This window comes from Alkalicoccobacillus plakortidis (assembly GCF_023703085.1).
Taxonomy (GTDB): Bacteria; Bacillota; Bacilli; order Bacillales; family Bacillaceae_D; genus Alkalicoccobacillus; species Alkalicoccobacillus plakortidis.
In genome coordinates this window covers 144574-167922 of the sequence record NZ_JAMQJY010000001.1, presented here as the reverse complement: position 1 = coordinate 167922, position 23349 = coordinate 144574, and the positions used below count along the sequence as shown (strand labels likewise).

The following is a 23349-nucleotide window of genomic DNA, read 5'->3' as shown; positions in this document are numbered from 1 at the left end:
CAAACTATCAGCCATTTTTCCCATTTTTAAAGCTCCTTATACGTATTCTCATAGAAAAAAGACAGTTCAGGTTGATTGCTTTTATAACCCTAGCAATTCTTGAACTGTCACAAATGTATAACCCTGTTTCTTTAGTTCTTCTATTTCTTTTTTCACTGCTGTAACTGTGCCAGATAAGTCGATGTTCCAATTCGCACCATCATGATGGAGTATGATAGAACCAGGTTTCACATTCTCGATTACGTCGTTTGCCATTTCATCTGGTGAGGGCATCTTCCAATCCTCAGAGTCTACAGACCAAAGAATCACCGAATAATTTAGCTCTTTTAATAACTCAACTTTCTGTTCATTTAGCAAACCAAATGGTGGTCTGAACAAGTTGGTATCTTGGCCAACTGCATGAGTAATGGCTTGTTTTGCTTTTTCTAAATCATACGTAGCCTGTTTGTCTGTTAAATTTATAATTGGAGTATGCCAATATCCATGACTTCCAATACTATGTCCTTCATCACTTATGCGTTTGGCTAAATCAGGATAGGCATCCACTCGAACTCCCATTAAAAAGAAAGTAGTTGGTACATTTTCCTCTTTTAGCACATCTAATAAAAACCCTGTAACTCGCGGATCTGGACCATCATCAAATGTTAATGCAACTTTTTTCTCTGTAGTTGGTCCCGATAAAAACACGGTATCTGGAAAGAGTTTTGATAGCTTGCCATTATTAACTGGCTCTGGGGTCTCAGTATTCGTCTGCTCTACAACATCTTTTGCTTGTGCATGTAAAATAAATTCAGATCCTTCATTTCTGCCTCCGCAGCTAGAAAGAAATGCTACTATAACTACGAAGCAGAATACCTTCCACCCTTTCATAAAAATCCTCCCTCGTTTTAATAAATAACCTATGATTTACTATTCACATGATTAGATTCAGATATACTCAAACTTCGTTGAATGATTGTCAAACAGGCGATTATATGCTATAGTTTAATAATCACAAGTAAACATATCGGATTAATAGAAAGAAGGGATTTTTGTGGCACATTCTTTAGTATCGCTTCAAGTTAAAAATGAACATCTCTCTGGAGCTGTTCATCTCCCTGATCACTCATTATCTAAAACATATCCTGCAGTTATATTTATTCATGGTTTTGTTGGAAGTAAAGTTGGAGAACACCGTCTTTTTGTAAAGGCATCACGTTATTTAGCTCAAAAAGGCTATGCAAGCTTTCGATTTGATTTTAGTGGTTGTGGAGAAAGCAGCGGGGATTACCGACACTTAACGGTTAGTAAACAAATTCAAGAACTTCTTACGATCATTGATTATGTGAAAAACCATCCTTTAATTAATGAGAACCAAGTTACATTAATTGGACATAGTTTAGGAGGAGCTACTTCAGCTTTAGTAGCAGCTCAAGCAAATATCCACCAACTCATTTTATGGTCAGCTGTGGCACAGCCCTATCAAGATATCGTACGAATTACAGGAAACTCTGCTGTTAAAATAGCGCAAAAAGAAGGGGTTTTTGATTATCATGGTTTTGAGATCAGCCACTCTTTTTTTCAAGACTTACGAATTCATCAACCGTTAGAAGCGATTTCTGCATTTAAAGGTAATGTTCTTATTCTTCATGCAGAACAGGATGAGGATGTAGCAGTAACACACGCAGAGTCTTATGCAAAAGCTACACAAACTCCTAGTACTCCTATTTATATAAAAAAAGCTAATCATACATTTGCATCAACCTCATGGGAACATAAGCTATTTGAACAAACAGCTAATTGGCTATCTAATCACCAGACTCATCGTGGGCATAAGTCAGTTGAAATGATTTAGTCCATAAAATAAGAAGCCTCAATCTCTAATCGAGACTGAGGCTTCTTTTACATCCATGTTTGGACGAACTGATAGCTCCATATTACTAACCAGATAACTAAAGCAAATTGGACAATACCTTCGAATTTACCTCCTGTACGAATAAACAGAGGCAGACGAACTCTTAACGAAAAAGGAAAGAATAATTTAACCCCTCGTACTGTCGCCATATCAAGAATAATATGGCTAATCATTCCTGCAAATAACCCTAGCTGTACATTTCTTGCATCTGGAAGAAAAACATGTAACAGACCATAAACAACTGCTAAAAAAAGGATGCTGTGTGTAAATGTTCGATGACCAAATAAAAAAGATACGATTCTTGAAAGTAGCGGAAGTCTTCGACCAATTGTTGAGTGCACATGACAAATATCAGGCAGAAATGCACCTACCATGCCACTTAAATAAAACAGCGGACTAAGATCACTACCATCTACCACCGTTTCAACGACGGCACAAGCAGCCAGTCCCCCCATTAAATGGGTTTTTCCATTCATACTTTTGACTCCGATCTATGTAAAAGATAAGAATTTATTATATCACGGAACAGACGTTCTGTAATGGTGAAATATAAATTAATAAGTGAATGCTGACACTCAAAATTAAACATCATAAAAAAACAGGAGAAACGGATATCCTATCCGTCACTCCTGTTTATAATGGTCTAGCAATTATTCAAATACTTGTTTTTCAACTAGCTCATTAGCTGCATCAAAAATTTCTACCTTACTTGGTTGATTTTCAGATGCTAATTCTTTTGCTTTTTCAACTGCATCATCACGTTTATCAAACTCATGAATTGGTGCTACATCCTCCGCTTTAATCATCCACGTTGTAGCATCTTTGTTTGCAACTACACTAAATTCCTTCATCAGTAAAACTCTCCTTTAAATCTGTTTATACTTATTATGTTCCCAGATTAAAGGAAGCTAAAACGTTATTTTTAGAAGAATTTTTATGAATGATCGGTTGCGTTTTTTTGTTGAGCTGAATTCGCTCCATACGTTTCAGCATTTACTTTTTCTTTTGGTTTAGACTTAATAAAGAAAGCTAAAACAAATCCAACAAAGGAAATGGCTGTTGCAACCATAAACGCCGTATTTACTCCTTTAATTTGTGCATCGATCATTCCTACATTACCTAATTCACCCTGATTAAGGGCAACAGCTGTCATAACAGATACAAGCACCGCTGTCCCAATTGAACCAAGCTATCTGACGCATCGTATTATTCATTGCTGTACCATGTGGAATAAGATGACGTGGTAACACGTTAATTCCAGCAGTTGTTATAGGCATCATAACAAGAGCTACACCAAGCATACGGAATGAATAGATAACCGTCACATAAGTCATAGATGTACTATCAGACAGATTCGTAAATAATGCAGTTGTTAAAAAGATCATTCCAAGACCAATAATTCCTAAATATCTGGCACCGATTTTATCAAAAATCCTACCGGTTATCGGCGACATAATACCCATTACAACAGCTCCAGGAAGTAACATTAATCCTGATTCTAACGCTGTGAAATTGTGCATGGTTTGCATATAAATTGGAAAGATTGTGGCAGCACCTATCATCGACATAAACACAATCATGCCAATAATGGTTGTTAACGTAAATACCCAATATTTGAATACACGGAACTCCAATATTGGTTGAGGTAACTTAAGCTGTCTTAAGATAAACCATGTAAGAGATATCACACCAACAATTGTTGGTAGAAGCACTGTTAGTTCTAGCCATCCATTTGCACCTGCATTACTGAACCCGAATAGTAACCCACCGAACCCTAGTGAAGACAAGATAATCGATAACGTGTCCAATTTTGGAGATCGTAGTGTTGTTACATTCTTCAAAACAAAAAACGCAGCGATTATATCAATAATGACGATCGGTAGAAGAATCCAGAACAAGATAGACCAATGATAGCTTTGCACTAACCAACCAGATAATGTTGGTCCAATCGCAGGAGCAAAGGATATCACTAAACCAACCATCCCCATAGCCGCTCCACGTTTTTCTACTGGAAAAATCAACAATAAAATAGTTTGCATTAACGGCATGGCAATACCTGCACCAGCAGCTTGAATCATTCGACCTGTAATTAATACACCAAACGTTGGTGCGATGGCACAGACTAGTGTACCAATACCAAATAACACCATAGCGGTGATAAATAACCTGCGAGAAGTGAATTTTTCAATCAAAAAGGCGGTAATTGGAATCATTACCCCATTTACAAGCATAAAGGCTGTTGTTACCCATTGGCCAAGATTCGCATCAATCTCTAAATCCGTCATCAAACTTGGTAACGCTGTTGTTAAAAGTGTTTGATTGAGGATAGCAATAAATGCCCCAGTTAAAAGGACAGCAATCATCGGGATTTTACTTGCATTTTTTAAAGTATCGTTTTGTTCGTTATTCATTTGCTTATACCTTCTTTACATTTCCTATTTTTCAAGAGGTGTTGAATCCGTTGAATCTCTTCTTTAATAGGGATACGAGCATCTATATACAGACAAAGTGCTTCAATAAACACCTGCTGATCTCCCCCTTGATAAAAACAAGTCTCCAAACGTTCAATCGCTTCTCTTAATTCGTTCTGTTTGTTTTGTGGGCTTTGATCTTTTTTATATACCAGTTGCGTCAGGATGTCGTTAAAGATCTCTTCCTCAGACATCTTTTTATCAAACAGATCGAACCGTTCATAATCATTCATCAAAGACGGTGTTAAAATCGCAGCTGGCTTATCTGTTGATTCTACTATTGCATCAAGATGTGACACAAGTAACGCAGCTACCTTGCTTTTGTCCATCAACTTATAATCATCCATCATTAACACGATATACTCACGTAGTGTTCCCTGAAACACAACAACTATATCCCAAATATATGGTCGTATGAGCTCACCATACGCTTCAAGAAGACAGATTTTATGCCAGTTCATTAATGCGGCTTTTGTTCGCTTCATTAGTTCCCGTACCTTTGGGTTCTGATGGATAGGCATAGCCCTGATGATTAAATTAACAAATGCTCGCTGTTCCTGATTCACTTCAAGCTCTAAAATGATTTTTTGGGTAAATCGTTCTTTTGGAGAAATCGTTTCGTCAACAGCAATCTCCTGTGCTCGTTGAAACATTCTTTGCAGACTATGTTCAAACACCTGTATTAGCAAGTCCTCTTTTGATTCAAAATGCTTATACAGAGATGCTTTTGAGATACCACACGCCTCAGCAATACTTTGCATAGAGGTGGACGTGTACCCTTCATTTGAAAATAATCGTAGCGCAGAATCTATGATTGTTTCCTTCATCCAGATTGTCCCACTTTCCACTTGTAACTCACCGGTTATATAAAAACCGAACAGTTTCCACTTCTGAGATTATATTAGACTCACGAAATATAGTCAATGATTTAAATGCAAAATAAAGACCAACAGCTCATCATGTGCTGTTGGTCTTTTTTATGATTATGAAGCAAAAAGTTCATCAATGATTTGATGTGACTTAAGCTTCGTTAAATTCTTTTTCACAACCTCAACATTGTTTAAGGTTAATTGCTTTTCAAACTCACTCGTTTGATCTGGCGAACCTACAAGATACACACCATTCCAACCGTTTTTCTTCGCTTTTTTCTGGATTTTACCTGCTAGTTGCTTAAACCACCTTTGTTGATTGGCATCAAAACGTTGATCAAATTGGTCTTTGTGAATGGCAGGTCCCACTTTGTCGCTTGAACCAGATCCTTGATACATTTTCCAATCCTCTGATTCAGCATCCCATGAGTAAACAGATTCTGAGTCTACTTCACCCAAACTGGTCTCCACAGCTACTACATCTTGTTTCTGGATTAACAGGATCCCTGTTTTTGGGAACTTATTTATTTTCTCTTCTAACTGATCAAGTACAGGCGTTTTCTCCCATCTAAAATCACTTTCTACTGTAACTTGCAATTTCTTTAAAGTCCACTCACCTTTTGAGGAGCCAACAAAAACAAGGGAACGAGGTAATGACGTTTGTGCATTCAGAATTTGTTCTTCAGCAATTTTTCGAATTTCTTTATATCCATTTAATTCATCCGGCGAGCTACTCTCTAAATATTCATCTAACTTCTTCAACCCGTTTTTCAGACGAATTTTCCATTCACCTTTTTTCTGGTCAACTTGTGCTTGATTTGTGTTTAAATAAATGGTTAAGCATCCATTCTCACACTCATGGTCTCTCAATTGTTGGAGTTCTTCTGATTCCTTCATATAACTAGTCCTCCTTGAATTGTCGATCTCAATTTGTGTTACACGGACAGCATTCCTTAATATACGACTAGTTAAACCCATAATCTGAACTTTCCCAATAAAAAATCTAAATATGATACAGCCTTTTCAACAAATTAGTAACGGGCAAGTCTTACTAGAAGGAAACATTAACCATTACATGTAAGAAACCTCTGAGAAATTCTCAGAGGTTTCTTGTATACAATCTTATACCAATACACAATTGGCTATGATCTTTTATTTTGTTTCAACCGATAGTTTTACATCGATATTTCCACGTGTTGCTTTTGAGTATGGGCAGAATTCATGAGCTTTTTCAACTAGATCTTCTGCTTCACTTTGAGAAACGCCTCCAATTACAGCCTTTAACTCTACAGCGATTTTAAATCCATCATCAGATTGATCTTTTACAAGGCTAACTGCCGCAGTAATTTCTGAATCAATTTCTTTCTTTTCCTTTGATGCAATTAAGTTTAATGCTCCATCAAAGCAAGAAGAGTAACCCGCAGCAAACAACTGTTCAGGGTTTGTCCCACCAGATGTTCCTGGTTTTACTAGGTCAATATCAATGTTGGAATCGCTCGATTTAACATGTCCTTCTCTTCCACCAACTGCTGTTGCTTTTGAAGTATATAAAACATCTGACATTTTTATCTCTCTCCCTTTTTTCATATTGTTGCCACACAGATAACTATTCACTTTATGTGAGTGTTTTAAACATAAAAATAGATATGTTTTGTTTTTATTTTTTCAGGAATACTACTACTAGTTACAAATTGAGGAGGAGTAATAATGAATCAATCTGAATTAAAACAATCTATTGAAAAGATCATGGATGAACATTATACTGGTACGCTTGCAACTGTCGTCTCTAACAAACCGTTCACGCGTTATATGACTTTTTTTCATAAAGGGTTAACTTTATATACTCCAACCAGTATTGATACACATAAAGCAGATGAAATTGATGCAAATCCAAACGTTCATGTATTGTTAGGTTACACTGGTGATGGATTCAATGACACGTTTATTGAATTCGAAGGACAAGCAAAAATTAAAGAGGATGCGGAGACTAAACATTCACTATGGAACGATAGCCTAAAAGCTTATTTTGATGGTCCTGATGATCCCAAACTGGTATTTCTAGAATTGACCCCTACTAACATACGGTTAATGAATAAATCAGGAGAACCCCCTCAATCACTTGATCTGTAGATCTTTTTTACATTCATAGCAGGAACGTAAAAACGGTATCACTTTAATTAGTGGTGCCGTTTTTTGATGGTGCTTCAATTTCACTCTTGGGTTGCAGCCGCGACATGATCCTAGGTAGCGATCCTAACTGCTCGCATCTATTACAGTCATTTTTTTAGCCTAGCTATAGGTTTTAGCTGTTTTTTCATCTATGAGCACTTTTCATACTCTGACATACACTAATAGGTGAAGTCATTCTTTTGTGAATGAGTCTTGTTTTTAACGGCGATACTGGATAAGAACCAGTAAAGAAAGGAAGTTGCATTATGGACTCATATTTGGATATCGGGGACAAAAGCAATGATGTTCTTGTTCTTATTCACGGATTAGGAAGTAAAAAGGAGTCTTGGAAATATCAATTTGAGCTAGCTCAGCATTACCGAGTGATTGCTCCAGATTTAAGAGGACATGGTGACTCTATCAATAATGAAGACATTTCAATACTGAACTTTGCGAATGATATCATCACATTACTTCAAACTTTAGAGATAGACCAGGCTCATTTCTGTGGGCTGTCACTTGGGGGAATTGTCGCTCAAGAAATTCTTCACCTTCAGCCAAGTATTGTAAGGTCTTTGATTTTATCTAATACTACCTCTTACATTCCACCAATACTTGGTTGGATGGCAGTAGATGAAAGACGTAGAAAATTAGACCGTTTAACTGACGATGAATATGAGCGTCATGTGCTTTCTATGTGTCTAAATAAACCAGCTGAGGCGTTTGTGCTTGATGAGATACGATCGTTTTATTTTAAAATAAACCGCGAAACCTATATCGAAACAGCTGAGGCCGCAGTTGGTATTAACTATACAAGTACATTGATGCTCTCACCAAAACCCATTCTTATCATCGGCTCAATTAACGATCGCATCACCTATTATGTTAACGCTTTAACCATTAAATGTTCTGCTCCGTTCTCACAATTAGAAACATTCTGTGCTTCCGGTCACATTCCAAATGTTGAAGAACCTCAGGCTTATAACTCAATCATTCTTAAATTTATCCAGGGCATTCCGCAAAAACAAAGGATCACTTCATAAAAATAGGCTCTAGACCCGTTTTCTTTATGGGCCAGAGCCTATTGGTTATTAGCCTCTCTCTATTATGGTGGCAACGCCCTGACCACCACCTATACAAAGTGTAGCTAATCCATATCTTTGTTCACGACGTTTGAGTTCATGTACTAATGTAACTAAAACGCGGGCACCACTTGCCCCAATTGGGTGTCCAAGAGCAATTGCCCCTCCATTAACATTCAGAATGTCATCGTTAAAGTTAAGATCTTTACCAACTGCTAACGATTGAGCGGCAAACGCTTCATTCGCTTCAATTAAATCAAGCTCTTCAACAGTGAGTGATGCTTTTTCTAATGCTTTTTTTGTAGCAGGAACTGGGCCAATTCCCATTATGCTTGGATCAACTCCTGCAGAGGCATTAGCGCGAATTGTCGCAAGAATCTCGAGTCCGAGTTCTTCAGCCTTTTGTCTGCTTGTAAGAACAAACGCTGCAGCTCCATCGTTAATTCCAGAAGAATTCCAAGCCGTAACCACTCCGTCTTTTTTAAATGCCGGACGAAGTTTTCCTAGTTTTTCAGCATTTGAATCAGCCTTTGGAAACTCATCCCGAGCAAAAACGATCGGATCACCTTTGCGTTGTGGGATCTCAAATGGGACAATCTCATCTTCAAATCTTCCCGCCTTAATTGCAGCAACTGCTCGCTCTTGACTGCGGCCTGCAAACTGATCAAGCTCTTCTCTATTTAATCCGTATTGTTCACATATATTTTCTGCGGTAATGCCCATATGATAATCATTAAAGGCACATGTTAAGCCATCATGAACCATGCTATCAACAACGGTTTTGTCGCCCATTCGATATCCAGTTCGCGCCCCTTCCATTAGATAAGGTGCAAGACTCATATTCTCCATTCCACCAGCCACAATAATCTCTGCATCTCCAAGTAAAATCGATTGGCTTGCAAGATGCACAGATTTCAGTCCAGATCCGCATACCTTGTTAATAGTTAATGCTGATACTTCTTGAGGTATACCAGCTTTGAGAGCAGATTGTCTAGCAGGATTCTGACCAAGTCCTGCTTGCAACACATTACCCATAATCACTTCATCAACCTGATCTGCCGATACTCCTGCTTTCTCAAGTGCTTTTTGAATAACATGTGCACCTAATGTTGTAGCAGGAGTATCTTTTAAACTACCTCCAAAATTTCCAATTGCCGTTCTAACCGCACTCACAATAACAACTTCATGATTAGCCATATTCAAAAACAACCCCATTCATCTAAAGTGACTTGTCATGTTAACGCTTTAAGAAGAACGTTCTGCAAGCCAATCTCCTATTGTTGGATAGGTGATTTTAACAGCTTTTTTCCCGAAAATAACCGAGACATGTCCGGTTGGTAGCGACTTATATGTCTTATCATCACTAGATATCACATCCATAAGTGCTTCAACTTGGTGCGGTTGGGCAATATGATCTTTCTCAGCAGATAGATTAAGCACATTCGCAGTAATCTTTTTTAGATCAACCCGTTGACCGCGAATCTCTAATTCTCCTTTTATTAATTTGTTATTTTGATAGAAATCACGAATCCACTGCCTATAAGCGCCACCTGCAAATGGAACCCCGTCAGAGACCCACTTTTGCATCAGTTTCCAAGCTTTCAACATACGCTTCATTATCCGCTCGATCAACCAAACTGACATAGGGACCATAGAAATTCGTAATCGGTTTCAGCATCTTATTCCCAAAGTCTATCATGTCGCCGGGAACTAATCCAAGTGTTTCTACAACCTTATCTACATCAAAAAATCGTTCGTCAACAAACGAGCCATATAAACCTGTTTTTTCAAAGTCAAACGGGCTAGTCATAAAGACAATATTTCGAATCGGTTCATCTGGATGAAGGGCTGAAAAAATGGAGCTCATCGTGCCTCCCATGCAATAACCCAGTATTGAACATTCAGATGCTCCTGATGTACGAAGAACTTTTCGGATGGCACGTGGAATATAGTCCATTATGTAATCATCCAGCAACATATGTTTGTCTTCGTAACCCGGTGTGCCCCACTCAAGTAAGTACACATCAAAACCTTGATCCGTTAAGTACTCTACCAAACTGTTACCTTTTGTTAGGTCTAGGATATACGGTTTATTGATTAGCGCATACACCATTAGAATGGGAATACGAAACTTTTTTTCTTTTTCTGGAACATAGCGATACAAGGTTGCTTTGTTTTTGGTCCAAATCGCTTGTTTAGGAGTTGGGCCAACTTCTGGGGCAGGATCTGTTGTGACAACTTCAACTGCCCGCTTAAACCGTGCATAAGATTCTGGGAGTGTATCATTTAAATCTTGATTCATAAAAGGTTTCATTTACCCACCCACTCCTTCTATAGAACTTGAATCCAACTGCTTAACTTAGATCCAACTGCATAACTTGAATCCAACTGCTTAACTTGAATCCAACTACCTTTACATATATAAGCCACCATTAATATTTAACTGTTGACCAGTGATGTATTCTCCATCTTTACATAGGAACAACACACTTCTTGCAACTTCAATAGCTTGACCAAGACGTTGTACTGGCACACTCGCAATGATTTGCTCACGAACTTTATCAGGCATTTCTTGAACCATTTCAGTTTCAATAAAACCAGGGCATACGGCATTAACTGTTACACGTTTTCTAGCAAGCTCTAAAGCAAGCGACTTTGTATATCCGATCAAGCCGGCTTTGGCTGCTGAATAATTGGTTTGTCCGAACCCACCAGTTTGACCAATAATGGATGAAATATTAATGATACGACCTGCCTCTGATTCCATTAAATGAGGTAGAGCACTAGATATCGTGTTATAAACGCTATTCAAATTTACATTAATGACTTGATTCCAATCATCTTGGCTGAGCTTTCTGAATGTACGATCCTTGGTGATCCCAGCATTATTAACAAGAATATCAATCTTACCAAATTGATTAATCGTCTCATTAATTAAATTCAGCACATCATCAGATTTTGAGACATCCGCTTTTACGGCAATAGCCTGACCACCGGATTCCTTGATTGCATGTACAACTTTTTCTGCTGATTCCGAGTTGGATTGATAATTAACAACAACCTTTACTCCGTTTCTAGCTAGTTCAGACGAGATGGCAGAACCAATTCCTCTTGAACCTCCTGTGACGATTGCTACTTTGTCCGTTAACTCTACCATGTAATCACTCCTAGTCAGATTGATAATGTGTAAAGAACAGTATTACGTAAGTTATTTGGATTGTTTTGATTTTGCTGTTGTTGAGGTTTGTTGATTCGTAGAATTTGAGGCATTTTTGTTTAACTCAGAAAGGATTTGATCCAATTTACTATCAAGCTGCTTCATATCTTTTTTCATGAGCGTCATTTCTCGTTTTAATTCAGATTTCATTTGAGTAAGATCTGTTTCTTCTACAAGGTCTTCAAGATGATCAACCTTTGATTCCACATTCACAACAAGTGATGCAATATTCGCTAAATCAGATCTTGTTGGCACATTTACCTGCTCGAGATACTTATTCGTAATCTCGTCCTGTGCTTTTTTATACAGAAGGTTCATTTCTAACGTTTTTCCCATCCATTCGGAGAACTGATCTTCTTTCATTTTCTCGTCCAACACATTTCCCCAATAAGATTCTGACTGCTGGTAGACGTCTTTCCATAACGTAAAAGGATCAAAACTTTTTTGGTCGCTCATGATTACCTCCTGTTATTTTAGATTAACCTCTGAACCAGATGGAAATATAACTTGGACCTTCTCCCACCCGATTAAGGCGAGTATAACACAAAAAAATACACTGTTTACCACTTAATTATCTAAATTTTTCAAATGATACGACAATAAGACAAAACCTTATCTTATTCAACAAACTTAGACAAAACTTCTTATTTTCTTTTCAATTCCAAAGAACCACTCGTGTTGACAAACAAAACACATAGGTGTAAATTACATATAGGTGATATAAACAACAGAGTAGGTGGATGAAATGACCGATCAAAAAAAAAATGAAGACAAGGTCAAAAACAGCGCTCCAAAAAACCTAATGGTGCCAATGCTTTTGATGAGTCTGCGTGGCTTGGACCTTCACGGGTATAAATTAATTGAACAACTAAACAATTACGGTTTCACGTCCATTGACCAAGGTAATGTTTATCGAATTCTTAGACAACTAGAAAAGGACAATATGGTTGAATCTGAGTGGGATACCTCAACCGGTGGTCCCGCTAAACGAATCTATTCATTAACAGACGCTGGTGAAGATTATCTAAAAGTTTGGGCTGATTCCCTTCAGCAATATCAATCAATTGTTGATCATTTCTTTACAATGTATTCAAGTATGATGACGAACCCATTTTTTGACCGGAATGATAAAGATAAAGAATAGTGATTCTGCAGTTCATCTGCATACACAATAGATTTTCACTTAAATAGGAGGTTTTTTCGAATGGCAACCGCAAAAAAAACTCAAGAAGAAAATCAAGCCGCTACAACGTTTATTGATTCTGTATGGGATACATGGTCTAACACAGTTAATTTGTTTTACTCTTCGCAAAAAGAAGCAGACCAATTTGTTCTGCAGGCAATTGAGGATCAAAAAGACTCATTGGAACAGTTCAACAATCATCTAGATAAGATTAACGATCAACAACAGAAGCTTCGTAATGAGCTTCAGAAAAATGTTCTAGAGAATATAGAAAAAACAGCTGGAACTGAGACCAAAAAAACGGTTGATCAATGGAATGATCGTTTTGATGAAGTCTTCAGTCGTTTCCAACAGTTATCTGTTACCCCCTATCGCGAAGGGTACAATGTATTACACAAAACGCAGGAACAGTTTCACGATACAATTAAAAAAACTGTGGATCAGCAACAAAAAAACCGTGATGAATTGACTCCTTTAGTGGAGAATTTCACAAAACAAATCAAGAACTCACAAAATAGTTTGCTTGAAGTAGCTGAACAAAATAGACAAACTGCCTATAACTTTTTCAAACAATAACATTGTTTTCTAGAGAACCTCTGTAAGGACAGAGGTTCTTATTCTTTAACGTTATTCACTTTGTTTTTCAGGAGGATTTACCATGAAATTAAAAGACAAAGTCGCTATTATCACGGGTGCCGGGAGTGGAATAGGCAAAGCTACAGCTGAGAAGTTCTGTGCTGAGGGTGCCAAAGTAGTCATTGCCGATGTAAAAGCAGATGTGATCAGTTCAGTGGTCGCTGCGCTTAATGAAAATGGAAGCGATGCAATCGGTGTTTCCGTTGATGTAACAAGCAGTAAAGATGTTGAGCATTTAATGAAAAAAACACTTGAGCATTATGGACGATTAGATATTGTCGTGAACAATGCTGGTGTTACTCAAGATGCCCAGCTAATAAAGATGACAGAAGAACAATTTGATAAAGTGATGAATGTAAATGTCAAAGGGGTTTTTCAGATTGGTCAAGCTGCAGCCAAAATTATGAAAGAGCAACAAAGCGGGGTTATTTTAAATGCCTCATCTGTTGTTGGTACCTATGGAAACTTTGGCCAAACTAACTACGCTGCATCAAAGTGGGGTGTGAATGGTATGACCAAGACCTGGGCTCGGGAGCTTGGACGTTTTAATATACGTGTAAACGCAGTTGCCCCTGGTTTTATCTCAACTCCTATGGTGAAAAAGATGCCAGAAAAAGTGCTTATGATGATGAAGGACAAGGCACTTTTGAATCGACTTGGGAATCCTGAGGATGTTGCCAATGGCTATGCCTTTCTTGCATCTGATGAAGCGTCATTCATTACCGGGACGATTTTAAGTGTTGATGGCGGCGTTACCCTATAATAATGATGATGATCAAAAAACCGGCAATCTACAGAAAAGTAGGTTGCCGGTTTTAGTATTCACTTTTTATAAGACAAATCCTGTTCCAGATGAAGCCGTAATTTCTTCATAGATCAAGGTTGGAGCTTCAATGTGTTCATTTGCTACTTCGTATGCTTTTTGAACAATTGCTTCAACTTCTGCTGCTTGTTCAGTTCTGCTGTGTAATGTAACAAGAGTATCGCCTTTTTTCACGGCATCCCCAATTTTTTTATGCAAAATTAATCCCACATCTAAAAGAATGTCATCATCCTTGGTTGCACGACCTGCACCAAGCATCATGGCAGCTGTTCCAATACGGTCGGCTTCAATTGATTTAACCATACCTTCCGATTGTGCTTTCACTTCAATTTTGAATGGGGCTTCTGGAAATGTAGACAAATCATCCACAACCGATGAATCTCCGCCTTGTGCCTCAATGAATGTCTTTAAGGTAGCAATGGCTTTTCCAGACGTAATTGCTTCTTGAAGTGCTTCACGCGCTTCATCTACTGAGTTTGCTTTTTTCGCCATGACTACCATGTGGCTACCTAAAGTTAAACATAACTCTAAGACATCCTCAGGTCCTTCTCCTTTTAACATTGCAATGGCTTCTTTTACCTCAAGTGCATTCCCAACAGCCAGGCCAAGAGGTTGGTTCATATCAGAAATCACAGCCATAGTTTTTTTACCGAGCTTTGTCCCAATCTTCACCATGGCCTGAGCCAGTTCCTTGGAATCCGAGAGCTCTTTCATAAAAGCTCCTGTACCCGTTTTTACATCAAGCACGATACCGTCAGCACCGGATGCAAGCTTCTTACTCATGATTGAGCTTGCAATCAACGGAATGGAGTTCACCGTTCCCGTTACATCACGTAATCCGTATAATTTTTTATCTGCAGGAGTCAAATTACCAGTTTGACCAATGACAGCTAGTTTGTTTTCATTGACTTTATCGATAAACTCCTGTGTTGTTAACTCAATATGAAAACCTGGAATTGATTCAAGCTTGTCTAACGTGCCGCCTGTGTGTCCAAGCCCACGTCCAGACATCTTTGCAACAGGTACACCAAGAGATGCAACAAGTGGAGCAAGTGCAATGGTTGTCTTATCACCAACTCCGCCTGTTGAGTGTTTATCTACTTTAATACCTTCTACGGCTGATAGGTCAATCTCTTCACCAGACTTGACCATTGCCATGGTAAGGTCTGCTCGTTCTTTATCATTCATATCTTGAAAAAATACAGCCATTGCCCAAGCAGACATCTGATAATCTGGAATTTCATCATTTGTGTAGCCATTAATGATGAAATGAATTTCGCTCTCAGATAGTACTTCGCCATTACGTTTTTTTTCAATTAAGTCGACCATTCTCATGTCAACACATCCCCTTTTTTAAGGCTTAGCTTGCGCGACTAATTCTTTAACTAACTTAATAAATAATGGTTTTGTCCTAGTTGCTACTTCCATTACTTCCTCATGTGTAATTCCTGCTATCTCTTCTCCAATAGCCATATCCGTTACACAAGATATTCCCAAGACATCCATACCAGCATGACTTGCTACTATTACCTCTGGAACCGTTGACATACCGACAACATCTCCACCAAGAGTACGAAGCATAATAAGCTCTGCACCTGACATATAGGTTGGACCACTGACACCAGCATATACTCCTTGCTGAACCTTTATATCTAGTGATTTTGCTGTTTCTAAAGCTAGATCAACATATTTTTTTGTATAAGCCTGACTCATATCAGGAAAACGTGGTCCAAGTTCAGGTGCATTTGGCCCAATTAAAGGATTTACTCCGGTCATATTAAGGTGATCAGTAATAATCATTAAATCACCCGGTTGGAACGATTTATTCATTCCACCACAAGCGTTTGTTACAAATAGCAGGTTTACCCCTAGCTCTTTCATCACACGAACAGGGAATGTCACTTGCTCAAGTGGATATCCTTCATAGAAATGAAAACGACCTTGCATAGCTACAACGGTTTTACCTTGAAGTTGTCCAATAACTAATTGTCCAGCATGACCTTCAACTGTTGAAACCGGGAAATTTGGAATATCTTCATATGGAATTTTTGCTGCACCTTCAATTTCATCCGCTAACTCACCAAGTCCTGAACCAAGGATTAGTCCAACTTCAGGCTGTGTTTGAATGAATGATTGCAAATAAGCTGCTGATTCTTTAATTTTTTCTACAATTGTTGTCATATAAATACTCCCCTTTATCTACATTTCTTTTAAAATAGCTTTTACTAGTCCTAGAAAAGATGAACGTACTTTTTCTGTTACTTCAATAACTTCCTCATGATTTAGTGGCTGTGGTAAGATGCCAGCTCCCATATTGGATAAGCAGGAGATTCCCAACACTTCAAGTCCTGCGTGTCTTGCTGCGATTACTTCCGGAACTGTTGACATCCCAACAGCATCCCCACCCAATTTACGAGCCATACGGACCTCTGCTGGTGTTTCGTAACATGGTCCAGTATTTGCTACATATACGCCTTCTTGAATGTTGATCCCAAGAATACTTGCTTGTTCATGAGCAATTGCACGAAGTTGTTTTGAATAGGCATTAGACATATCCGTAAAACGTAATCCAAGTGCCGCGTCATTTGGTCCAATCAGTGGGTTCGCACTTTGATTATTAATATGATCCTTAATAATCATAAGATCACCGACCGAAAAGCTTTCATTTACTGCTCCAGCAGCATTTGTGACTACTAGCTGTTCCACTCCAAGTTCTTTCATAACACGAACTGGAAAAACAACTTCCTCCATTGTGTATCCCTCATAAAAATGAAAGCGTCCTTGCATGGCAATAACTTGTTTGCCTTCTATTGTTCCAGCTACCAATTGACCTGCATGCCCTTCTACAGTTGATACAGGAAAATTTGGAATATCTTCATATGATAAAGTGGTAGGGTTTTCAATCTCCTCAGCCAAAACGCCTAGCCCTGAACCTAAGATGAGTCCAATTTTAGGTGTGTCAATAAGACGTTCTTTAATATAATCTGCCGTTTGCTTCAACTCTATTTTCATCCCTTATCGTCCCTCTCCGTTTATTGCTTATTCTTAACGATTTCATCTAAAAAGCTTGTTCCATAGCCTGGTGCCTTGACTCCAAAGTTGTGAGCAATTGTTGCACCAATATCAGCAAAAGTGGAACGAACACCGAGATCAATCGCTTGAGGTTGGTTAGCGTCATAAGCTAATAAAGGCACATACTCTCTTGTGTGATCTGTACCCTTATGGACTGGATCATTACCGTGATCGGCTGTGACAATTAAAAGATCTCCACTCTGAAGGCGTTCTAATACTTCCTTCAAGCGAATATCAAACTCCTCTAATGCCTGACCATAACCTAGTGGATCACGTCTATGTCCAAACAATGCGTCAAAATCAACTAAGTTTAAAAAGCTTAAACCAGTGAAATCCTTTTCCATGCTTTCAAACAACTTGTCCATTCCATCATCATTAGATGTTGTACGGTACGTATCCGTAATTCCTTCGCCATCATAGATATCTGAGATCTTTCCAATAGCTATTGAATCAAAGCCGCCATCTTCAAGCTCATTCATCACAGTTCTACCAAACGGTTTTAGTGCATAATCATGGCGGTTTGGCGTCCTTTTCCAATTTCCCTTTTCACCAACAAATGGTCTTGCGATTACGCGACCAATCATATACTCAGGCTGAAGTGTTAATTTTCTTGCCTTTTCACAGATGTCATAAAGCTCGTCTATCGGAACAACATCTTCATGAGCGGCGATCTGAAGTACAGAATCTGCTGATGTATACACAATAAGTTTGCCTGTGTTGACATGTTCTTCTGCAAGTTCATCTAGAATCTCTGTACCAGATGCTACTTTATTACCAAGAAAACCTCTGCCTACTTCTTGTTCTAATGCAGTAAGTAACTCATCTGGAAAGCCTTCTGGGAACACACGAAACGGTTCATCAATTCTAAGGCCCATAATCTCCCAATGTCCCGTCATTGTATCTTTTCCATTTGAAGCTTCTTGCATTTTCCCATAATGAGCTTTTGGGTTTTCTACGGCTGTAAGTCCTTGTACTTCTTTAATATTCGCTATACCCATTTTTTCAAGTGTAGGAAGCCCGATACCGTTCATTGACTCAGCTATATGGCCCAGTGTGTCTGAACCCACGTCACCAAACTCAGCTGCGTCTGGTGCTGCACCAATACCTACTGAATCCATTACAATTAAGAACACCCGTTTAAAAGGCTGTTCACTCATATTATTACCCCTTTCTCATGTCTGATGTCAGACAACTATCCATTTACGATCTATGCCCTTGGATGGTACATAGAATAAACATCTTTCATACGGCTTTTGGTGACATGAGTATAAATTTGTGTTGTTGATATATCTACATGTCCAAGCATCTCCTGGACAGCTCGTAGATCTGCACCATTTTCTAACAAATGAGTGGCAAATGAGTGTCGTAGGGTATGCGGTGTTAAAGGCTTATCAATATGAGCTTTTACTGCAAGTTGCTTTAGAATTTTCCAAAACCCCTGCCTAGATAACGAACTTCCGCGGTGATTCACAAATAAGGTGTCATGGCGGTTTTGTTTCATTAATACAGAGCGAGATTTCTCTAAATATGTATGTACTGCCTCTGTCGCCTTTGAACCAAGCGGAATAATTCGCTCCTTATTCCCTTTTCCTACGCATCGCAAAAAACCCATCGTCAAATGACAATCAGACGTCGACAGTCCTATTAATTCACTAACACGAATACCTGTTGCATACATGACTTCAAGCATTGCCTGATTACGAATAGCCATTGGATCATCATTCCCAGGAGCCTCAAGTAATGCCTCAACTTCATCAGGTGATAAAATTTTTGGTAACCGTTTTGGTGCTTTAGGAATTTCTAAGTGTACACTTGGATCATGTTTGACCCTACCTTCACGTAATAAAAATTGATGAAGTCCACGTATGGAAGCAATACTCCGTGCAATGGTTGTTTCTGCACGCCCTTTCTCCATAAGAAAAAAAGATAATTCACAATGGATGAACGATCAACGTCAGAAAAGTGAGCAATCGTTTCAACATTTTTAATATACGTCGAATAAGATTTCAGGTCATTTTGATACGATGAGATCGTATTCAATGAATAGCCTCGCTCAATGCGCAAATAATGGATAAAGTCTTCAATATCATCAAACAATGCTGACACACTCCATCCCTTAATAACACTCATTCTCCTAGTTTATAAAACAAGCCAAGTCTAGTAAGAATGGTGGGATCATCACGATCCTGAGCTGAATCTGTGGTTACTTTGATCGCATTACCCTCAGGAGTATCGTATCGATAGTAACTCTCATATTCTTGACTTACCCATAGAATACCATAATAAAAGAATAACGTGCATCCAATAAATAATAGCATAACCTTAAATGTTTGTAATAACGACCTAAACCAGTCTCGCATTATAGGTGTTCCTCCTCTCTGAAACAAGCCTTCTAGTTAAGGTATGCCATTTTCTAAGAGGAATATACCTGGATCGTTGTACTTTTCACGTTAAAAACGATTTAATCTTTTATCTTTTAGGATTAAAGGATTTACATCATAAAAAAATGGCTTAGAATGACGTAAAAAAGGCACTGCAGTCTATATGAAAGACCACTGTGCCTTTTTCATCTAGTTGAACCTAAACCTGATTTTGCATTTCTTTAGGTCCTTCTTCTTGTTCTGCTTCGTGCTTTTCCTTGCAACGATAACAGATTCCGTGGAAAGTTAATCGGTGATCCATAATTTTAAAATCATAATCACGTTCTACTACCTTTTCCACGTCTCCGAGTAAGTCATCTTCAATCTCATCAACTGCACCACATTCAATACACACTAAATGATGATGAAAATGAGCAGCTCCTTCTTTACGAAGATCAAATCGGGATACCCCGTCACCAAAGTTTATTTTATCAACAATTTTTAATTCTGCTAGAAGTTCTAACGTCCGATAGACTGTTGCTAATCCGATCTCAGGTGCTTTATCCTTTACAAGGAGGTAGACATCCTCAGCACTTAAGTGGTCCTCTTCATGTTCAAGCAACACCATAACTGTGGCTTCTCGTTGAGGGGTCAGCTTATAGCTTTGAGAATGAAGGTGCTTCTTAATTCTCTCTAGACGATTTTCCATCAGTACTCCTCCTAACCGGACTTCCATTACTATACGTTCATTATAATGTTATTAAAAAAGAGTGTCAATTGATAATGATTATTAAGTTTTAAGTAATAATCATTATTAAATGAAAATGAGTATCGCTTTAGCCGACAACAAATTTCATCAGATAAGGTGACACATAGGCTTCAAAAGCAGCTGCCACTGATAACGCAGCCCCCACACATAAAAGAAGCAACGTATAACGAAGAAATTGAGGGAATACAGGCTGATAGACTTTTTTAGCAAATTGCTGCCTGAGCATTTTCAAACCAAAAGACACACTTGCCGTTCCGACAATAATAAAAGCCGGCACAAGTAGAAGGTTCTGTGGAAGAATTGATACCATTGCAAGCAAAAATCCTTGAAAACCCATTTGATTCACAAGAAACCCAACTGTAAAACCAACGACTACACCTTTCAAGAATAATAGAATTAAAATGACCGGCAATCCAATGAGCGACAATCCTAGTATCCACATTAATGCAAAATACTTTCCATAATGAATATAACTTTGACTAAAGATTTCTTTTGAACCTGCAATGCGCCCATCTTGCACCTGCACAAAAAATTGACTTAGATACATATATAGATCATTTTTCTGAGTTAGATTTAAGCTATTAACGATAATAGCACCAAATACAATACCAATAAAAAAAAGAACTGTTGTAAATAGATAAATCGTTCTGTTTTCTTCAACATGAGTCACAATCTGATCATGTAGTCTGCGAGTTTTCATCCTATTGCCCTCCTATTCTACCTTTTCTAGAATATGAGGACAGGCCATCTCTTATGACAACACTTGTTAGGCTTGGTTTAATTGCAGGTACATTACAGCATATGCCGTTTTAGCATCATGGATCGTCTGATCAGCGACATAGCTTCTCGCTTGCTCGATCGTTACTTCCTCAATTTCTACAAACTCGTCTTCATCTGGTTCGGCATCACCATGTGTTAATCCTTTAGCTTCATACAAATAAATGATTTCATCAGCAAAACCAGGTGACGTATAAAATGAAGTGACAAGCTCTAACTCAGCAGCTTCATAACCGGTCTCTTCTTTTAATTCACGTGCCGCTGTTTTAATCGGCTCTTCACCTGGATCAATTTTACCCGCAGGAATTTCAAGAATTGTTTTTTCGAGTGGTTTGCGAAATTGTCTTACTAATACAAGCTTATCGTCATTAGTCACAGCGATAACGGCAACAGCTCCAGGGTGTTTAACTAGCTCCCTTTTGCTTTCATTCCCATTGGGTAGTTTTACCGTATCAACTTGAACATTGATCACTTTTCCTTCAAATATCTTCTCTGTAGCGATTGTTTTCTCTTCAAACTTTGTCAATACAGCCACTCCTTTGGTCTACTTGTATTAAATCTCTCATAAAAGTGTACCATACGTGAGAGAAAGGAGTGGCATAATGGATATCCATGTACACGAACAAGGCATCCTGCTTGTAGGCAAGGCATGGGAAATAAAGGCCCGATTAAAACAACAATTAAAAAAACAAGAATATGTGTCAGAGTGGGTTCAGGAGGTTTTTCCTTCTATACAAAAACAAACCGCCTCAGCAACTGCTTCAAAAAAAAGCGGATCATCAGTATACCCACGCCCCATTGTTGTGAGTCCTTCTATTCTTGAAAATGCTCGCTCTAAAAGATCACGGTCAACAGGCTTTTCTTGATACGTTATAAGATGAGTTGCTAGGCTATTGGAATTTAGTTGTTTGGCAATTAGCGACTTTTGCTCATGAACCAACAAAGGAAATACGAGTACACATGAGCAGTAGGTGAACGAATACAGAGGCGTGATGGTGTGATGGCTCAGTCCATAATGACGATTGCGTTTGTCTGCAAATGACAAACGCGGTATCCAAACAGGACAACCCCCTAATGCCCCAACAACATTTGCCCAATTCGCCATCTCCATCGCAGAATGCCCATATTCAGTTCCTGTGCCCACAACTCCCGGACCTACTGAGATGATAATCAGATCTGCTTTCAAACATGTCGACGCAAATTGTAGGGCACTCGGAAGACTAATGGCCTCATACTCTCCCCCAACACATTGCCCGATTGTAATGGAGTGAAACCACACTTCTTTTTGAAGCAACCGCACATGCTGACTGCCTTCTAATAATAATGATGCTGAATCATCAAAAATGACACAGCATGTTATAGTAGGCTCGATCTCTTGTGCGAGATAATAGATTAGTGGAACCATGCTATGGAGTTCTGCTAGAAGAACTTTTTTTCCTTCTAATGTAAACGATTTTTGAAATAATGAGTGATAAAGACTTCCAGGTTCTTCGATGCTCATCATTGCTTGCTGCATAGGCGTATACCGCAACTTCATGATATGACCATCGATATTCTCTTGGATTCGTTTGCTTGCGAGTACTTCTTTTACTAGATCATACCCTCCCGTGCCCAAGCCTAATTCAGTTGCCGTGTGATTTAGTTTGATAAGTGTTCCTTTTGTAACGGTAGGAAAAAAGCGTTTATATAAAATCGCAGGGTACTTAGTATTTGTTGTTCTTAAAAGTTGAATGGTATCATCTTCAAAGTACACTTCTGCAATCGTCGCCAAGCACTCTAAGTCCACGCAAACAACTCCTTTCTATTTATCTTTATTCCATTAACCTTTCTATATATGCGTAAGTCTGTTACACAAAAAAGAGGCCACATGAAGTATGAAGGCCACTAAAAAATGAGATATTTAGTTAGGTGTTTTCTTATAAAGATAAAACAGCCTTACCTTTTCTTTTTTTAGAAATGGAAGGCTGCTTTTATATGGATAGATATTTCTAACTATAAATAGGTGAACATCCGAATAACATGAACTT

24 protein-coding genes and 4 pseudogenes are annotated in these 23349 nt (G+C 38.4%); 7 read left to right on the top strand and 21 right to left on the bottom strand.

Annotation, left to right across the window (positions count from 1 at the left end):
• Nucleotides 1–81: 81 nt before the first annotated feature.
• Nucleotides 82–870, bottom strand: coding sequence for a polysaccharide deacetylase family protein (locus tag NDM98_RS00985; RefSeq protein WP_251603487.1), 789 nt, complete (start codon nucleotides 868–870; stop codon nucleotides 82–84).
• 163 nt (nucleotides 871–1033) lie between these two features.
• On the opposite strand from NDM98_RS00985, the gene NDM98_RS00980 reads away from it, so the two are divergent.
• Nucleotides 1034–1834 carry an alpha/beta hydrolase family protein gene (locus NDM98_RS00980; protein ID WP_251603484.1) on the top strand — a complete coding sequence of 267 codons (801 nt, stop codon included), beginning with the start codon at nucleotides 1034–1036 and terminating at the stop codon, nucleotides 1832–1834.
• Between the two features lie 47 nt (nucleotides 1835–1881).
• Here NDM98_RS00980 and NDM98_RS00975 read toward each other — a convergent pair whose 3' ends face one another.
• The 6 genes and pseudogenes from NDM98_RS00975 to NDM98_RS00950 all read right to left on the bottom strand — a co-directional run bounded on the left by NDM98_RS00975 (nucleotide 1882) and on the right by NDM98_RS00950 (nucleotide 6797).
• Nucleotides 1882–2370 carry a metal-dependent hydrolase gene (locus NDM98_RS00975; RefSeq protein WP_251603481.1) on the bottom strand — a complete coding sequence of 163 codons (489 nt, stop codon included), beginning with the start codon at nucleotides 2368–2370 and terminating at the stop codon, nucleotides 1882–1884.
• A gap of 174 nt (nucleotides 2371–2544) precedes the next feature.
• A complete protein-coding gene (locus NDM98_RS00970) occupies nucleotides 2545–2745 on the bottom strand; it encodes a DUF2188 domain-containing protein (RefSeq protein ID WP_251603478.1) in 201 nt (66 codons plus the stop codon).
• Between the two features lie 83 nt (nucleotides 2746–2828).
• Nucleotides 2829–4305: pseudogene (locus NDM98_RS00965) on the bottom strand (MDR family MFS transporter).
• Nucleotides 4302–5192, bottom strand: a complete 891-nt coding sequence (locus NDM98_RS00960; RefSeq protein WP_251603476.1) for a TetR/AcrR family transcriptional regulator — start codon at nucleotides 5190–5192, stop codon at nucleotides 4302–4304. Before NDM98_RS00960 ends, NDM98_RS00965 begins: the two are co-directional and overlap by 4 nt.
• A 156-nt stretch (nucleotides 5193–5348) precedes the next feature.
• Nucleotides 5349–6131, bottom strand: coding sequence for a VLRF1 family aeRF1-type release factor (locus NDM98_RS00955; protein ID WP_251603473.1), 783 nt, complete (start codon nucleotides 6129–6131; stop codon nucleotides 5349–5351).
• Nucleotides 6132–6386: 255 nt separating this feature from the next.
• Nucleotides 6387–6797 carry an organic hydroperoxide resistance protein gene (locus NDM98_RS00950; protein ID WP_251603470.1) on the bottom strand — a complete coding sequence of 137 codons (411 nt, stop codon included), beginning with the start codon at nucleotides 6795–6797 and terminating at the stop codon, nucleotides 6387–6389.
• A gap of 144 nt (nucleotides 6798–6941) precedes the next feature.
• Here NDM98_RS00950 and NDM98_RS00945 point away from each other — a divergent pair, with 144 nt between their 5' ends.
• Both NDM98_RS00945 and NDM98_RS00940 read left to right on the top strand, forming a co-directional pair.
• Nucleotides 6942–7364: a pyridoxamine 5'-phosphate oxidase family protein gene (locus NDM98_RS00945; RefSeq protein ID WP_251603467.1), complete on the top strand. Its 423-nt coding sequence runs from the start codon at nucleotides 6942–6944 to the stop codon at nucleotides 7362–7364.
• 305 nt (nucleotides 7365–7669) lie between these two features.
• The gene (locus NDM98_RS00940; RefSeq protein WP_251603464.1) at nucleotides 7670–8446 is read left to right on the top strand and encodes an alpha/beta fold hydrolase; all 777 of its coding nucleotides are present in this window, start codon (nucleotides 7670–7672) and stop codon (nucleotides 8444–8446) included.
• A 48-nt stretch (nucleotides 8447–8494) separates the two neighbouring features.
• Here the strand turns inward: NDM98_RS00940 and NDM98_RS00935 are convergent, their stop codons facing one another.
• The 4 genes and pseudogenes from NDM98_RS00935 to phaR all read right to left on the bottom strand — a co-directional run bounded on the left by NDM98_RS00935 (nucleotide 8495) and on the right by phaR (nucleotide 12158).
• Entirely contained in the window at nucleotides 8495–9682 is a 1188-nt protein-coding gene (locus tag NDM98_RS00935) for an acetyl-CoA C-acetyltransferase (protein ID WP_251603449.1), read from the bottom strand.
• 48 nt (nucleotides 9683–9730) lie between these two features.
• Nucleotides 9731–10799 (bottom strand): annotated as a pseudogene (phaC, locus tag NDM98_RS00930) (class III poly(R)-hydroxyalkanoic acid synthase subunit PhaC).
• A 99-nt stretch (nucleotides 10800–10898) separates the two neighbouring features.
• Nucleotides 10899–11642 (bottom strand): 3-oxoacyl-ACP reductase, encoded by a 744-nt coding sequence (locus tag NDM98_RS00925; RefSeq protein WP_251603446.1) that lies wholly within the window; start codon nucleotides 11640–11642, stop codon nucleotides 10899–10901.
• A gap of 51 nt (nucleotides 11643–11693) precedes the next feature.
• Nucleotides 11694–12158, bottom strand: coding sequence for a polyhydroxyalkanoic acid synthase subunit PhaR (phaR, locus tag NDM98_RS00920; protein WP_251603443.1), 465 nt, complete (start codon nucleotides 12156–12158; stop codon nucleotides 11694–11696).
• A 289-nt stretch (nucleotides 12159–12447) separates the two neighbouring features.
• On the opposite strand from phaR, the gene phaQ reads away from it, so the two are divergent.
• The 3 genes from phaQ (at nucleotide 12448) to NDM98_RS00905 (ending at nucleotide 14284) form a co-directional block, all read left to right on the top strand.
• Nucleotides 12448–12846: a poly-beta-hydroxybutyrate-responsive repressor gene (phaQ, locus tag NDM98_RS00915; RefSeq protein WP_251603440.1), complete on the top strand. Its 399-nt coding sequence runs from the start codon at nucleotides 12448–12450 to the stop codon at nucleotides 12844–12846.
• A gap of 60 nt (nucleotides 12847–12906) precedes the next feature.
• Nucleotides 12907–13461: a polyhydroxyalkanoic acid inclusion protein PhaP gene (gene phaP, locus NDM98_RS00910; RefSeq protein ID WP_251603437.1), complete on the top strand. Its 555-nt coding sequence runs from the start codon at nucleotides 12907–12909 to the stop codon at nucleotides 13459–13461.
• 82 nt (nucleotides 13462–13543) lie between these two features.
• On the top strand, nucleotides 13544–14284 hold the full coding sequence (locus NDM98_RS00905) for an SDR family NAD(P)-dependent oxidoreductase (protein ID WP_251603434.1): 741 nt from the start codon (nucleotides 13544–13546) through the stop codon (nucleotides 14282–14284).
• 66 nt (nucleotides 14285–14350) lie between these two features.
• Here the strand turns inward: NDM98_RS00905 and NDM98_RS00900 are convergent, their stop codons facing one another.
• From NDM98_RS00900 to NDM98_RS00860, 9 genes and pseudogenes are all read right to left on the bottom strand, one after another.
• Nucleotides 14351–15679: a pyrimidine-nucleoside phosphorylase gene (locus tag NDM98_RS00900; protein ID WP_251603431.1), complete on the bottom strand. Its 1329-nt coding sequence runs from the start codon at nucleotides 15677–15679 to the stop codon at nucleotides 14351–14353.
• Nucleotides 15680–15697: 18 nt separating this feature from the next.
• Nucleotides 15698–16525, bottom strand: a complete 828-nt coding sequence (locus NDM98_RS00895) for a purine-nucleoside phosphorylase (protein WP_251603428.1) — start codon at nucleotides 16523–16525, stop codon at nucleotides 15698–15700.
• Between the two features lie 18 nt (nucleotides 16526–16543).
• On the bottom strand, nucleotides 16544–17356 hold the full coding sequence (locus NDM98_RS00890) for a purine-nucleoside phosphorylase (protein WP_251603425.1): 813 nt from the start codon (nucleotides 17354–17356) through the stop codon (nucleotides 16544–16546).
• Nucleotides 17357–17376: 20 nt separating this feature from the next.
• Nucleotides 17377–18573, bottom strand: coding sequence for a phosphopentomutase (gene deoB / locus NDM98_RS00885; protein WP_251603424.1), 1197 nt, complete (start codon nucleotides 18571–18573; stop codon nucleotides 17377–17379).
• Nucleotides 18574–18623: 50 nt separating this feature from the next.
• Nucleotides 18624–19513 (bottom strand): annotated as a pseudogene (xerD, locus tag NDM98_RS00880) (site-specific tyrosine recombinase XerD).
• A 29-nt stretch (nucleotides 19514–19542) separates the two neighbouring features.
• Entirely contained in the window at nucleotides 19543–19776 is a 234-nt protein-coding gene (locus NDM98_RS00875) for a YqzK family protein (protein WP_251603421.1), read from the bottom strand.
• Nucleotides 19777–19996: 220 nt separating this feature from the next.
• Nucleotides 19997–20485 carry a ferric iron uptake transcriptional regulator gene (gene fur, locus NDM98_RS00870; protein ID WP_251603418.1) on the bottom strand — a complete coding sequence of 163 codons (489 nt, stop codon included), beginning with the start codon at nucleotides 20483–20485 and terminating at the stop codon, nucleotides 19997–19999.
• Nucleotides 20486–20612: 127 nt separating this feature from the next.
• The gene (gene spoIIM, locus NDM98_RS00865) at nucleotides 20613–21245 is read right to left on the bottom strand and encodes a stage II sporulation protein M (protein WP_251603415.1); all 633 of its coding nucleotides are present in this window, start codon (nucleotides 21243–21245) and stop codon (nucleotides 20613–20615) included.
• Nucleotides 21246–21311: 66 nt separating this feature from the next.
• Nucleotides 21312–21848: an NUDIX hydrolase gene (locus tag NDM98_RS00860; RefSeq protein ID WP_251603412.1), complete on the bottom strand. Its 537-nt coding sequence runs from the start codon at nucleotides 21846–21848 to the stop codon at nucleotides 21312–21314.
• 76 nt (nucleotides 21849–21924) lie between these two features.
• On the opposite strand from NDM98_RS00860, the pseudogene mciZ reads away from it, so the two are divergent.
• Nucleotides 21925–22023, top strand: a pseudogene (mciZ, locus tag NDM98_RS23380) (Z-ring formation inhibitor MciZ); the annotation flags it as partial.
• A gap of 11 nt (nucleotides 22024–22034) precedes the next feature.
• On the opposite strand, the gene NDM98_RS00855 reads toward mciZ, so the two are convergent.
• The gene (locus tag NDM98_RS00855; RefSeq protein WP_251603410.1) at nucleotides 22035–23108 is read right to left on the bottom strand and encodes a DUF3866 family protein; all 1074 of its coding nucleotides are present in this window, start codon (nucleotides 23106–23108) and stop codon (nucleotides 22035–22037) included.
• Between the last annotated feature and the right edge of the window lie 241 nt (nucleotides 23109–23349).

Coding starts and splice junctions, on each gene's coding strand:
- NDM98_RS00985 (WP_251603487.1), bottom strand. CDS start 870: ATGAAAGGGTGGAAGGTATTCTGCTTCGTAGTTATAGTAGCATTTCTT.
- NDM98_RS00975 (WP_251603481.1), bottom strand. CDS start 2,370: ATGAATGGAAAAACCCATTTAATGGGGGGACTGGCTGCTTGTGCCGTC.
- NDM98_RS00970 (WP_251603478.1), bottom strand. CDS start 2,745: ATGAAGGAATTTAGTGTAGTTGCAAACAAAGATGCTACAACGTGGATG.
- NDM98_RS00960 (WP_251603476.1), bottom strand. CDS start 5,192: ATGAAGGAAACAATCATAGATTCTGCGCTACGATTATTTTCAAATGAA.
- NDM98_RS00955 (WP_251603473.1), bottom strand. CDS start 6,131: ATGAAGGAATCAGAAGAACTCCAACAATTGAGAGACCATGAGTGTGAG.
- NDM98_RS00950 (WP_251603470.1), bottom strand. CDS start 6,797: ATGTCAGATGTTTTATATACTTCAAAAGCAACAGCAGTTGGTGGAAGA.
- NDM98_RS00945 (WP_251603467.1), top strand. CDS start 6,942: ATGAATCAATCTGAATTAAAACAATCTATTGAAAAGATCATGGATGAA.
- NDM98_RS00940 (WP_251603464.1), top strand. CDS start 7,670: ATGGACTCATATTTGGATATCGGGGACAAAAGCAATGATGTTCTTGTT.
- NDM98_RS00935 (WP_251603449.1), bottom strand. CDS start 9,682: ATGGCTAATCATGAAGTTGTTATTGTGAGTGCGGTTAGAACGGCAATT.
- NDM98_RS00925 (WP_251603446.1), bottom strand. CDS start 11,642: ATGGTAGAGTTAACGGACAAAGTAGCAATCGTCACAGGAGGTTCAAGA.
- phaR (WP_251603443.1), bottom strand. CDS start 12,158: ATGAGCGACCAAAAAAGTTTTGATCCTTTTACGTTATGGAAAGACGTC.
- phaQ (WP_251603440.1), top strand. CDS start 12,448: ATGACCGATCAAAAAAAAAATGAAGACAAGGTCAAAAACAGCGCTCCA.
- phaP (WP_251603437.1), top strand. CDS start 12,907: ATGGCAACCGCAAAAAAAACTCAAGAAGAAAATCAAGCCGCTACAACG.
- NDM98_RS00905 (WP_251603434.1), top strand. CDS start 13,544: ATGAAATTAAAAGACAAAGTCGCTATTATCACGGGTGCCGGGAGTGGA.
- NDM98_RS00900 (WP_251603431.1), bottom strand. CDS start 15,679: ATGAGAATGGTCGACTTAATTGAAAAAAAACGTAATGGCGAAGTACTA.
- NDM98_RS00895 (WP_251603428.1), bottom strand. CDS start 16,525: ATGACAACAATTGTAGAAAAAATTAAAGAATCAGCAGCTTATTTGCAA.
- NDM98_RS00890 (WP_251603425.1), bottom strand. CDS start 17,356: ATGAAAATAGAGTTGAAGCAAACGGCAGATTATATTAAAGAACGTCTT.
- deoB (WP_251603424.1), bottom strand. CDS start 18,573: ATGAGTGAACAGCCTTTTAAACGGGTGTTCTTAATTGTAATGGATTCA.
- NDM98_RS00875 (WP_251603421.1), bottom strand. CDS start 19,776: ATGCGAGACTGGTTTAGGTCGTTATTACAAACATTTAAGGTTATGCTA.
- fur (WP_251603418.1), bottom strand. CDS start 20,485: ATGGAAAATCGTCTAGAGAGAATTAAGAAGCACCTTCATTCTCAAAGC.
- spoIIM (WP_251603415.1), bottom strand. CDS start 21,245: ATGAAAACTCGCAGACTACATGATCAGATTGTGACTCATGTTGAAGAA.